This is a genomic window from Streptomyces sp. NPDC088387 (assembly GCF_044753385.1).
Taxonomy (GTDB): domain Bacteria; phylum Actinomycetota; class Actinomycetes; order Streptomycetales; family Streptomycetaceae; genus Streptomyces.
This window is the reverse complement of the sequence record NZ_JBIVNC010000026.1, coordinates 1-12542: the sequence shown is the minus strand read 5'-3', so window position 1 is coordinate 12542 and position 12542 is coordinate 1. Positions and strand designations below refer to the sequence as shown.

General features: G+C 69.3%; 8 protein-coding genes. 5 read left to right on the top strand and 3 right to left on the bottom strand.

Going from position 1 to position 12542, the window contains the following annotated elements; all coding sequences use genetic code 11:
• Positions 1–208: 208 nt before the first annotated feature.
• The gene (locus tag ACIQAC_RS39565; RefSeq protein ID WP_402200394.1) at positions 209–2230 is read right to left on the bottom strand and encodes an NAD-binding lipoprotein; all 2022 of its coding nucleotides are present in this window, start codon (positions 2228–2230) and stop codon (positions 209–211) included.
• A 187-nt stretch (positions 2231–2417) separates the two neighbouring features.
• A complete protein-coding gene (locus ACIQAC_RS39560; protein ID WP_402200391.1) occupies positions 2418–3650 on the bottom strand; it encodes an ROK family transcriptional regulator in 1233 nt (410 codons plus the stop codon).
• Between the two features lie 173 nt (positions 3651–3823).
• Between ACIQAC_RS39560 and ACIQAC_RS39555 the strand changes: the two genes are divergently transcribed.
• From ACIQAC_RS39555 to ACIQAC_RS39535, 5 genes are all read left to right on the top strand, one after another.
• Complete coding sequence (locus ACIQAC_RS39555) at positions 3824–4756, top strand: carbohydrate ABC transporter permease (RefSeq protein WP_402200390.1); 933 nt, start codon at positions 3824–3826, stop codon at positions 4754–4756.
• A 10-nt stretch (positions 4757–4766) separates the two neighbouring features.
• Positions 4767–5699, top strand: coding sequence for a carbohydrate ABC transporter permease (locus ACIQAC_RS39550; protein ID WP_402200387.1), 933 nt, complete (start codon positions 4767–4769; stop codon positions 5697–5699).
• 92 nt (positions 5700–5791) lie between these two features.
• Positions 5792–7144: an ABC transporter substrate-binding protein gene (locus tag ACIQAC_RS39545; protein ID WP_402200386.1), complete on the top strand. Its 1353-nt coding sequence runs from the start codon at positions 5792–5794 to the stop codon at positions 7142–7144.
• A gap of 34 nt (positions 7145–7178) precedes the next feature.
• Complete coding sequence (locus ACIQAC_RS39540) at positions 7179–9620, top strand: glycosyl hydrolase family 95 catalytic domain-containing protein (RefSeq protein WP_402200383.1); 2442 nt, start codon at positions 7179–7181, stop codon at positions 9618–9620.
• The gene (locus tag ACIQAC_RS39535) at positions 9617–11431 is read left to right on the top strand and encodes a right-handed parallel beta-helix repeat-containing protein (protein ID WP_402200380.1); all 1815 of its coding nucleotides are present in this window, start codon (positions 9617–9619) and stop codon (positions 11429–11431) included. The genes ACIQAC_RS39540 and ACIQAC_RS39535 overlap by 4 nt, the downstream gene beginning before the upstream one ends.
• A gap of 43 nt (positions 11432–11474) precedes the next feature.
• Here ACIQAC_RS39535 and ACIQAC_RS39530 read toward each other — a convergent pair whose 3' ends face one another.
• Positions 11475–12497: an aldo/keto reductase gene (locus ACIQAC_RS39530; RefSeq protein ID WP_402200475.1), complete on the bottom strand. Its 1023-nt coding sequence runs from the start codon at positions 12495–12497 to the stop codon at positions 11475–11477.
• Positions 12498–12542: the final 45 nt, after the last annotated feature.

Genomic DNA, 12542 nt, shown 5'->3' with positions numbered 1-12542 from the left:
AATCGAGCGGTGGGAGCGGTCCCCCGGGTATTCCGGCCCACGCTTCCCCGCCGGGCGCCGAGGCCGGCGGGGCGCTGCGTCGGGGGACTGGTTCCGGCCACTGGCCGTCCAACGACCTTCCCATGGCCGTCCAACGACCGTCCCACGGCCGTACGACGAGCAGGCCGGCGTGGGCGGGCCGGTCCGCGCGTGCTCGGCTCCCGTCGTGTCAGACCTGCGGAAGGCCCGTCGACGAGCCGCCTTCCTCGGCCCCGGAATCCGACGGATGCGTGTGCTGCGTGTGCTCGTGCCGGGCGCCGGGGAGCGAGGGTGACTCCACATGGGTCGTGATGCCATGCCCGGCCGTCAGTACGAGAATCTCGTCCTCGGCCTTCCACACCCGTCGTTCCGACTTGCGGGGGCACAGGCGGATGCCGTCGCCGAGACGCTGCGCCCGGGGATCGTGTGCGCGGTAGCCGATCGCGCACTCCTGGTGCCGCAGTCCCGCCGCCACGACGGTGGCGAAGGACGTCTCGTGGCCGGGAAGCACGTAGTCGGCGGCCGGCCGCAGCGTCAGCGCTCCGCCGCGGGTGGCGAAGATCTCCTCGAACACGGCGGCCAGCGCCGGGTTCTGGGAGATCTGCGTCATCAGCAGCGCGGTCAGCTCCCCGTGCACGACCGTGTCCCAGGCCGGACTCAGCAGGGCCAGCGCACGGCTGCGGTGGTCGCTCAGCTCCGCCACCACAGGGGGTGTACTCCCGGACTCGTCCTCCAGCGACCTCAGGTTCAGCAGGGTCAACAGGGTCGCGTCGTCGGGCCGTTCGACGCCGGTCTGCTGATCGGCGCCCAGGACGACGACCCTGTCGTAGCCGACGACATCGAGGGAGCGGAGGGTGGAGAGGTCGGCCGGATCACCGACGTGGTGTACGACGGACAGGTGCCCGGAGTCGTCGGTGCGGGGCACCTGGGTCACCGCGGCGCGGGCGTCCGGGCCGGTGACGACGTCCAGCGTGGATCCCGGCCGTGCGGTCCGGCGCAGGACGTCCACCACGAGCGGTGCCCGGCGGTTCCACCCCAACAGGAGGATCCGGGAAGGTCCTTCGGGCCGCACGCCGCCGGACACGACGGTCTCGTCGTCCACGTGTGTACGGCAGTCGGCGGGCGCGACGGGCCGGTTGTCGTGGGCGACGGTCACCAGCAGGTCCCCGGGTGCTACGGCGGTCCCGGGTGCCGGGGTGAGCAGCAGCCGGCCGTCCGACCGCTGGATGCCCACCGCACAGGACTCCTCGAAGGACAGGGCCACCTCCTCGAAGGTCCGGCCCGTGACGTCCGGTACGTCGAGCACGTGGAACTCGGCTCCGGAGAAGTCCAGCAGGTCACGCAACGCGGTGGCCAGACCGGGCCGTCGGGCGGACTGGACGAGCAGCCGTGCCGTGGCCCGGTCGCTCTCCAGGACGGTGCCGTGCGGACCGGCGGCCAGCCGCGCGGCGGGGAGATGGCGGGCGTCGCGCACGGCGGCCACCACCGGCGGTCCGCTCCGCGTGCCGAGCAACGTGCGCAGGGCCAGGAGCACCCGCACCACGGCGGCGTCCGTGTCCGCCTCGTCGGTGGGCAGGACCAGCACCGAGGACGCCTCGCGGGGAGAGACCAGCGCGAGCGCCTCGGGATCCGACGGTGCCCCCGAACGGCACACGATCCGCACACCACCGGTGTGCCCGAGTGTGGTGACGAGGGCCGCGTGCATGTCGGCCGGGTCCCGGCGGGCGAGCACGGCCACCACGCCCCCGGCCCGTCCGGCCCGGCTCGCGATCAACTCGCCGACCACGGTGAAGACTTGGTCGGACCATCCGAGTACCACCGCGTGGTCGCGTTCCAGGACCCTGGAGCGGCCCCGCTGGAGCTCCGCCAGCCGCTCGCCCAGCCCGGTGGTGATGACCCCCACGACCGTCGACACACACAGCAGGGCGATCAGTCCCAGCACCACGGACAGCAGCATCTTCATGGGCGCGCCCGTCGCACCGCCCAGCCGCAGGGTCTCCGCGCTGGTGCGCCACACCGCCCTGATCCGGCCCGACATCGAGTGCGGGGCGTCCGGATCGGTCCACACCAGCAACGCGCTCAGCGGTACCACCACCGCGAGACAGCACACGGCGACCCAGCCGAGCAGGGCTCTTGAGCTGTGCGCCAGCGTTCTGTCGAAGAGGTAACGCGCGCGGTCGCGTAAACCAGGCGTCCCCTGTCGCCGTTCCACATCCGCCCCCTGATCTCTCCCGTACGGCAGCACCACGAGTCGAAGAGTGCAGAACGGGAGTTGGGCGACACGCCGTTCCACCGGCGTATTCATCCCATCGGGCAGCGGTGGCGGCGCTAAACACCCCTTTATGGAAACGTGGTGTTGGAAATCGGATGGCGCGAACTCCCCAGTCGGCGCCCTCCGTTCAGATACGCAGCGCTTCCGGCCGCGGCGAGAAGGCGTCGTCCAGGACAAGGGCGGCGGCACCCACAGCGGTCACGTCGCCGGGTATCGCCGACTCGCTGAAGCGAATGCCGTGGGGCACCACGAGCCCACGGTCGGAGCGCACCGTCTCGGGCAGTGTGGTGAGGGCGAACGGGGCGAGCCGGGACCAGAAGGGGCCGCCGAACACGATTTCCTCGATGTCGAGGAGGTCGATGACGATGACGAGAGCCTGCGCGATCAGCCGTGCGGCGGCGGTGAGGATCTCCGCCGCCCGCGCGTCGCCGGCGTCGGCCGCATCCGCCAACAGGCCGAAGGCGGCGCCCACTTGCAGCACATCCGTGGTGTCGCCCGCCTGACTCTCCGTCAGGACCCCTTGCTGTACGGCCTGCGCGACGAGGGTCCGGGGCGCCGCGACCAGACCGATGCAGCCGCGTCTGCCGCAGTAGCAGGTGGGGCCGTCGGGGTCGACCGGGATGTGGGCGGTGTCGCCCGCGTTGGAGCTGACTCCGCGCACGGCCGTGCCGTCGACGGCGATTCCGGTCGCGAAGCCCGTGCCGTAGTACAGGAAGGCGAAGGTGCGGAGTCTGCCCGCCTCGCTGAACCACAGTTCCGAGACGACGGCCGCGGTGGCGTCCTTCTCGATGAGGACCGGCAGGCCGGTGGCGAGGTGGAGTGCCGTGCGCAGTTCCACCTGGTGCCAGCCCGGCAGCATCGGGGGATTGAGCACCACGCCCGTGTCCGGATCGATGGGGCCCGGTGACGCCACACCGATACCGAGGACCTTCGTGCGGTCGACGCCCGCGGTGAGCAGGAGGGCGTCGAGCATCGTCTTCATCTCCTGGACCACCTTCGCGGGGTCCTGCACGGTCGGCGTCGCCGAGCGGATCCGCTCGCGCACCCGCCCCGCGAGATCGATCAGCACATAGGTGACCACGGCCGGATCGATGTGCACCCCGACCGCGAACCCGCCGTCCGGATTGAGCGTGAGGATCTTCGGAGGCTTGCCGCGCCCGCGGGCCGGTGCGGCCTGCTCGGTGATGAGCCCCGCGTCGATGAGCCGTCGGCAGACGTTGGACACGGTCATCCCGCTGAGCGCCGTTAGCGCGGAGATCTCGGTACGGGCCACACCCGCGGGGCGGCGACGGATCGCGTCGAGCACAACGGCCACGTTGAACTCGGCGAGCGTGCCAAGGTTCACCCCGGTACCACTCATCTGCGCTTTTCCCCTCGCTCCGCGCTGGACGATCACCGTACCGCTCGGCCCGTGCGCCGCGGTGGCTCGTGTTACGCACATTCCCTTACCAGCCAAGATCTTGACTGGCCTGAATGGACCCCCTACTGTCCGATTAAATAATAGCTCTGTTGAAAATACCGAAGGGAGGGGCGGTGTCCGTACACGCTCCCCCACGTCTCCCGGCCCGGGTGTCGAAGTCACGGCGACGGCACCCGGCCCACCGTGGTCACGCGACCGCGGCCTGGATCCTCATCGCGCCGGCGTTCATCGGGTTCCTGTTCTTCGCCGTGTACCCCACGCTGAGGGGGATCTACTTCAGCTTCACGACGTATCACATCCTCTCGCCCGCCCAGTGGACCGGGCTCGCGAACTTCCGGCAGATGCTGGACGACACGACGTTCTGGCACTCGCTCCGGGTGACCGTGTACTTCGTCGCCCTGAGCGTGGCCATCGGCATCCTGCTCTCGCTCGTGACGGCGGTGGTGCTCCACCGGCTGACGAGTTCGACGGTCGTCCGCGGGCTGGTCATCCTCCCCTTTCTCATCTCGGGGGTCGTCGCCGCCGTCATCTGGTCCTGGATGCTCGACCCACAACTGGGCATCGTGAACGTCGCCATCAAGTCCCTGACCGGACACCGCGTCGAGTTCCTCGGTTCGAGCGGGCTCGCGATCCCCTCCGTCGCGCTGATCAGCGTATGGAAGTCGATGGGGTACAACGCGGTTCTGATCTTCGCGGGACTACAGACGATCCCCGCCGAGGTCTACGAGGCCGCCCGCCTGGACGGCGCCTCCGAGATACGGATGTTCCGGCACATCACGGTGCCCCTGCTGCGGCCGATCCTGGCGATGGTCGTCATCCTGACCGTCATCAGCTCCATGCAGGTCTTCGACATCGTGCAGGTGGCGACACAGGGCGGTCCCGCCAACGCCAGCAACGTGCTCCAGATGTACATCTACGACTCGGCGTTCAGCCAGTACAACTTCGGCTACGCCTCCGCGATGTCACTCGCCCTGTTCGTGATGCTCATCGCCGTCACCTTCGTCCAGCTGCGCCTGACCCGCGCCAACGAGTCCGACACGAATTGAGGACAGCGCCGTGTCACCACTCACCTCGATTCAGCGGGCATCGGGCACAACTGACGCCGCCACCCGACGGGCCCGCGTCCCGGTCGGCCGTATCCTCGCGTGGCTCTACATAGCGGCCGTACTCGCCGTCACCATCTTCCCGTTCTACTGGATCCTGCGCACCGCGCTGTCGTCCAACGACGCCCTCTCGCAGGACCCGCAGTCACTGTCGCCGGTCGGTCTCACCCTCGACGGCTTCGGACGCGTCCTCGGCCTCGTGCACGGCAACGCCACGGGCACGGTGAGCGCCCTGGACTCCGGTGACCTTCTGCTCTACCTGCGCAACTCCACGGTCTACGCCGCACTCATGACGGCGTTCGTCATCTTCTTCTCGACGACCGCGGCCTACGCCTTCGCACGGCTGCACTGGCGGGGCCGCAACCTGGTGTTCTCGCTGTTCCTGGTCGCGCTGATGGTCCCGGGCATCATGAGCATGCTGCCGAACTTCGTCCTCATCAAGGACCTCGGCCTGCTGAACACCTACGCCGGTCTGATCCTGCCGGGCGCCCTCTTCTCGGCGTTCAACATCTTCTTCCTCCGGCAGTTCATGCTCGGCCTCCCCAACGAGATCGACGACGCTGCACGGATCGACGGGGCGGGGCCGATCAGGGCCCTGTTCACCGTGACCATTCCGATGACCACGGCACCGATCGCGACACTCACGATCCTGACGTTCATCAACACCTGGAACGAGTACTTCTGGCCGCTGCTCGTCACCAACGACAAGAGCACCGAGCCCCTCACCGTGGGACTCGCCTCGTTCCGGCAGAACGCCCCCACCGTCACCCCCGACTGGGGCGGGCTCATGGCGGCGACGCTCGTCGCGGCGCTGCCGATGCTCCTGGTGTTCGTCGTCTTCGGCCGACGCATCGTCAACTCGATCGGCTTCACCGGCTTCCGGTAGAGCCGCCGGCGTCGCAGTCCTTCCTGGCAGTGCCTCACAGCAGTCCTTGGGCCACGCCCGTGCGCGGATCCCACTCAACGAGGAGTAACGGAATGCAGAGAAAGCCGCTGATCACCATGACCGTGGTGGCCCTCGCCGCCACCACGGCCCTCACGGGCTGTTCGTCCGACGACGCGAAGTCCGCCGACGGCAAGACCATCATCAACTACTGGAACTGGGACCCGAACATGGTCACCGCCATGGGCGCCTGCGTTCCGGGCTTCGAGCAGGCCAACCCCGGCTACACCGTGAAGATCTCCCGCTACAACGTGCCGGACTACTTCACCAAGCTGACGGCCAACTTCACCGCCGGCAACGCGCCGGACGTGTTCCAGGCCTCCGGCCAGTACTACCCCACCTACATCGCCCAGCACCAGATCGCCGAACTGGGTCCGCTGCTGGAGAAGAACAAGTACTCCAACAGCTTCGCCAAGGGCATCGACCCCGTCACGGGCGCCGACGGTAAGACCTACGGCCTGACCGTGGACTGGAACGCCACCGGCATCTACTACAACAAGGACCTGCTCGCCAAGGCCGGTGTCACCGAGGCCCAGATGCAGGACCTGACCTGGAACCCCACCGACGGCGGCACCTTCGGCAAGGTCGTCAGGGCACTCACCGTCGACGAGAAGGGCGTCCACGGGGACAAGCCCGGCTTCGACGCCAAGAACATCAGGACCTACGGCATGCAGCTCATGGCTCCGCAGGACCCCAACGGCTCACAGACGTTCAGCTCCTTCGCCGGCGCACTCGGCTGGCAGGCCGGCGACAAGTTCCCGTACCCCACCAAGATCCCGTACTCGGATCCCCGTTTCAGCAGGACGATGAAGTACCTGCGCTCCCTCTCCGACGACGGATACGCCCCGAAGATCGGTGAGTTCGGTACCAACACGAGTGTCGAGGACCAGCTCACCAGCGGCCGGATCGCGATGATGATCCAGGGGTCGTGGGACGTGGCCACGTTCGCCGGCAACTCCAAGGTGAACGTCGGCGTCGCACCCCTGGTCAAGGACAGCGCCACCGGCAACCGCCTCGTCCAGGGCGGCGGTGACCTCCAGTTCATGTGGCAGGGCTCCAAGCACCAGGACGTCGCGTACAAGTGGCTGACCTACATGACGTCGGACTCCTGCCAGAAGGCGGCCGCCAAGGCCAACCCGGCCTTCTTCTCCGGGATTCCGGCCGTGTTCGACTCGACGGCGAAGCAGGTCGCCGCGAAGGGCATGGACATCTCCGCGTTCAGCAGCTACCTGGAGCACGGACTGAGCGCCGGAGCCAACTACTCCAACGGCGCCGGACTCCAGACCGCGACCGTCCCCGTCTTCCAGCAGTACTGGGAGCACCAAGTCGGCGACGACGTGTTCGCGCAACTGGAGAAGAAGAGCGAGCAGACCATCGGCCAGAAGTGAGGTCCGTCGAGCGAGAACACAGGGGAGACACACGATGGAGGTGACCCGTACCGACGGCGACCTTCACCGGGTGCTCTTCGACGCACCCGCGCGGAGCTGGCTGGAGGCGGCACCCCTGGGCAACGGACGCCTGGGCGGCCTCGTGCACGGCGGCACCGCGCGGGAGCTGATCTCGCTCAACGACGGAACAGCGTGGTCGGGCGGCCCCGCAAGCGCCCCCCGGCCGCCGGCCGAGGCACCGGACGCCGTACGGCGGGCCCGCCGCCACCTGGCTCGTGGCGAGTACGCGGCCGCCACCCGGGAGGTGCAGCGGGTGCAGGCCGGATGGGCACAGTCCTATCTGCCCTTCGCGGACCTTCTGCTCAGCCTGGCTCCGGCCGAGGGTGACACGTCCGGTACGTCCGGCGTGCGCCCACCCGGGGACGACACCTACCGGCGTGTCCTGGACCTGCGGCACGCGGAGGCCGAGACCCGGTTCCGCCTCGGTGGCGTCAATGTCAGCCGACGGGTCTTCGTCTCGGCCCCCGACTCCGTGCTCGTCGTCTCGGTCGAGGCCGACGCGCCCTTGGACATCACCGTCGACCTGACGACCCAACTCGCCGTCCTACGGCGTGACATGGGGGAGGACCGGGCCGAACTCCGCTTCCGGATGCCGTCCGACGTACCACCGCCGCACGAGCCGGAGCATCCCGTGGTGTGGTCCGAGTCGCCGGACGCGGCGATGCGCGGGGCCGTCCACATGAGGCTCACCCACAACGCGACCGCTCCGGCGTCGGGCGGTGCCAAAGGACTGGTCGTACGGTCGGCGACCCGGCTCGACCTCGTCCTCGCGACCGCCACGACCTTCGGCGGGATAGCGCGACCGTTCCTCCCGGAGCGGACACTGGACACGGCGGCGGAGACGGCCGACACCGCACTGAGCCGGGGCATCCCCGCGCTCCGCGAACGCCATCACGCCGACCACACCCCTCGCTACGATCGCGTCGACCTGCGGATCGAGGGCGCGCCCGGCGCCACCGGGACGCGCGACGGGGGACGCCCGGCGGCCACCTGGCACCGTGTCGCGGCAGCCGCACAGGGCGACGTACTCGTCGACGACCCCGGGCTCCCCGCACTGCTCTTCCACTACGGCCGTTACCTGCTGCTCGCCGGTTCACGACCCGGCGGCCTGCCCGCCACCTTGCAGGGCCTGTGGAACACCGAACTGCGCGCTCCCTGGAGCTCGGGCTACACGCTGAACATCAACACCGAGATGAACCACTGGGCCGCCGGCGTCACCGACCTCGCCGAATGCGCGGTCCCGCTGCTCGAACTCGTCGAGGCTCTCGCCGGGACAGGTGCGGCCACCGCACGCGACCTGTACGCCTCACCCGGCTGGGTCGCGCACCACAACACCGACGCCTGGGCGTACACACCACCGGTCGGCACGGGTACCGCCGATCCGGCCTGGTCGTTCTGGCCGATGGCCGGGGTGTGGCTCTGCCTCGAACTGGCCGAACTGGCGCGGTTCGGCCACCACGAACTACTCGCCCGTGTACGGCCGTTGCTGCGCGGCGCGGCCGAGTTCGCGCTGCACCGGCTCGCTCCCGTGGGCGACGGCACGCTCGGCACCAGCCCGTCCACATCACCGGAGAACCACTTCCACACCCCCGACGGTGGGGCGAGCGCGGTGGGTGAGTCGTCCACCATGGACCTCGCGCTCGTCGCGGCCCTGTTCGACACGATGGTGGAGTTCGCGTCCGACGACGAGCAGGACGATGAACTCCTCCGGCGCGTACGCCGGGCCCGTCCGTCCATCCCCGGACCTCGGATCGGCCGGGACGGCCTGATCGCCGAGTGGCGCGCCGACCCCACCCCGGCCGAGCCCCACCACCGCCACCTCAGCCACCTCTGGGCCCTCTACCCAGGGCCGGGCCTCCCGGCGGACCTCCACCCGGGGGCCAGTGCGTCGATCGACGCCCGCGGGGACGAGTCGACCGGCTGGTCGCTCGCCTGGCGCATCGCACTGCGCGCCCGCCTCGGGCAACCGGAGCGCGTGGCCGAACTCGTCCGGTTGATGCTGCGCCCCGCGCCACCCGAGCGGGTCGGCCAGCGCGCGGGCCTGTACCCCAACCTGTTCGCCGCTCATCCGCCGTTCCAGATCGACGGCAATCTCGGCTATGTCGCGGGGGTCGCCGAAGCGCTCCTCCAGAGTCACGCCGGCTGTGTGGAGCTGCTGCCGGCCGTCCCCGCGGCCTGGGCGCGCGGAGCGGTCCGCGGATTTGTGGCCCGGCCCGGCATACGGGTCGACATCACGTGGGACGCCGACGAACACGGCCGCCCGGCGCTCGTCACGGCGACACTCACTCCGCAGGGCGAGCAGGCGCAGGGTCCGGTCACCGTCGTCGCGCACGGCGTCGGCGTCACCGTGGACCTGATTCATGGACCAGTCACTCTCGACGGTCGGCAACTCGTGAGGAGAACAACCCGCCGATGACCGCATCCATCACAACACCCCGGCACGTCGTCGAGGTGATCGCCCACGGCGCGGACCCCAGTGGCCAACACGACTCGACACCCGCAATTCAGCAGGCGATAGCCGCGGCACACGCGAAGGGTGGCCCTGTCACCCTTCGCTTCGCGCCCGGAACGTATGCGCTGTGGTCGTCGTCGGCCGTACGCCGTGAGTTGTACGTCTCGAACACCGTCGGCGCCGACCCCCGCTACCGCGAGAAGGCCATCGGCATCCTGCTGGAGGGGTTCGACGACGTCGAGATCGACGGGGGAGGAGCCCTCTTCGAGTACCACGGCCGCCAGACGACGATCGCGGTCATCGACTGCGGACGGGCCGAACTGCACGACTTCACGGTGGACATGGTCCAGCCGACGGTCGTCGAGCTGACGGTACGGGAGGCCGGAACCGACGGGGGCAGGCCGTTCCGCGTGCTCTCGGTACCGCCGGGGACCGATGTGCGCCCGCACGGACGTACCGTCGCCTGGCGGGGTGAGACCGACCCCGGGTCCGGTCGCCCGGCGTGGACCGGTGAAGGGGCCCTGGAGTACTGCCAGGTGCTCGACCCCCGCCTCAACCGCACCTGGCGCACCGAATGCCCGCTCTTCGACAACGTCGAACGCATCACGCCGACCGCTGACGGCCTGCGCATCGACTACGGCGCGGACGCGCCGCTCCCCGCCGACGAGGGGCTGGTCTACCAGCTCCGGAACACCGACCGCGACCATCCGGGCGCCTTCGTCCTGGAGAGCGAGTACGCCCGGTTCCGTGAGGTGCGCTTCGGCTACCTGCACGGTTTCGGACTGCTGGCTCAGAGCGGGGGCGACCTCGTGGTGCAGAACTGCGTCTTCGCCACACGCGAGGGCACGGGCCGGACCACGGCCGCGTTCGCGGACTTCGTGCAGGCGTCCGGGCTGCGCGGGCAGGTCCTCGTCGAGGACTGCACGTTCGACGGCGCGCACGACGACGCGATCAACGTGCACGGCCTCTATCTGCGGGTCGACCGCGTCGACGGGGACGCACTGGAGCTGAGTTACCCCCATCCCGAGACCGCCGGTTTCCCGCAGTTCGCGGTCGGTGAGCGGTGCGAGATCATGCGCGTCGAGGACGGTTCCGTGGTGGCGACCGACGTGGCGGTGCTGGGCGTCGAGGGACCGAGCGGGCGGGACCACGAGCACGACCTCACCCGTATGCGTATCCGGTGCGGACCGTTGCCCGACGCCGTCGCCTCGGCGGCTCCCGGCGAACTGGCCGTGGAGAACATCACCCGCACGCCGGCCGTCACCGTACGGCGCTCGACCTTCCGGAACCTGCCGACCCGCGGAGCGCTCGTCTCGACACGCAGGCCGATCCTCATCGAGGACTGTGTGTTCACCGGACTCGGTATGGCCGGGATCCTGATCACGTCGGAGGCCGGCAGCTACTGGGAGTCGGGTCCGGTCACGAACTGCACCATCCGCCGCAATCGCTTCGAGCAACTGGGCGGCCCCGCGGTCCTGATCAGCCCCGCACAGTTTCCCGCGGCCGGCCCGTCCGTGCACCGCAACATCCGCGTGGTCGACAACCAGGCCCTGCGCTGCGCCCCGTGGCCGCACGACGGCGACGGGGCGACCGGGGGCGACGGCGCGACCGGGGGCGGGGAGCCCGGCAACTGGATCGTCGACGCGACGAGCGTCGACGACCTCGTCGTCGTCGACAACACCACGGACACCGGCGTCCTCTCCGTCCGGCTCGACCACTGCCCGGGCGCGCTGGTCGGCACGGGGCTCGGCAGCCCGGTCCGGGTCACTTCCTAGGAGTGGGGATCAGCCCGGACGTCGGCCGGGTCGGAACGGGCTTTCAGCGGTCGAAGCGTGACTGCAACTGCTCGGGGAGACGATCGCCCAGGATGCGGATGCCGGCCGCGGCCTCTTCGATCCGGCGCAGGTCGGCGGTGGTCAGTTCTACGTCGAGTGCGCCCAGGTTCTCTTCCAGGCGGTGCGGCTTGGTGGTGCCGGGGATCGGCACGAACCACGGCTTCTGTGCCAGTACCCAGGCGAGGGCGATCTGGGCTGGCGTGGCTCCTTTGTCGTCGGCGATCTGCTTCAGCAGGTCGACCAGTGCCTGGTTGGCCACCCGTGCCTCGGGGCTGAAGCGCGGAAGCAGGCGGCGGAGGTCGTTGTCGGCCAGCGATGTACTGGAATCGATCTTTCCAGTCAGAAATCCCTTGCCGAGCGGGCTGAAGGGCACAAGACCGATACCCAGTTTCTCCAAGGTCGGAATGACCTCGGTTTCGTGCTCGCGCATCCAGAGCGAGTACTCACTCTGAAGTGCCGTTACCGGCTGCACGGCGTGGGCGCGACGAATTGTCGCGGCACCGGCCTCGGACAGGCCGAAGTGCTTCACCTTGCCCTCGGCGATCAGCTCCCTGACCGTGCCGGCCACGTCCTCAATGGGCACGTCGGGGTCGACGCGGTGTTGGTAGAGCAGGTCGATGCTTTCGGTGCGAAGACGCTTGAGCGAGGCCTCGGTCACCCGGCGGATCTGCTCGGGCCTGCTGTCGACCCCGGACATCGGGGTCGGTCCGTGCTCGCCGTGCCGGATTCCGAACTTGGTGGCGATCACCACCTGGTCGCGGACCGGTGCCAGCGCCTGACCGACCAGCTCCTCATTGGTGAACGGTCCGTAGACCTCGGCGGTGTCGAAGAACGTCACGCCGCGGTCGACGGCCGCCCGCAGCAGCTTCGCCATCTCGGCTGTGTCCTGTGGCTGACCGTAGAAGAAACTCATACCCATACAGCCGAGCCCGAGTGCCGAGACTTCGAGGCCCTGTCCTAGTGTTCTGAGTCGGGAATTCTGTTCATATGTGTAGGCTTGCCGCATGGCACGTACGGGGCGGCCGATGGCCGAGTTGACGCTGTCGGATGA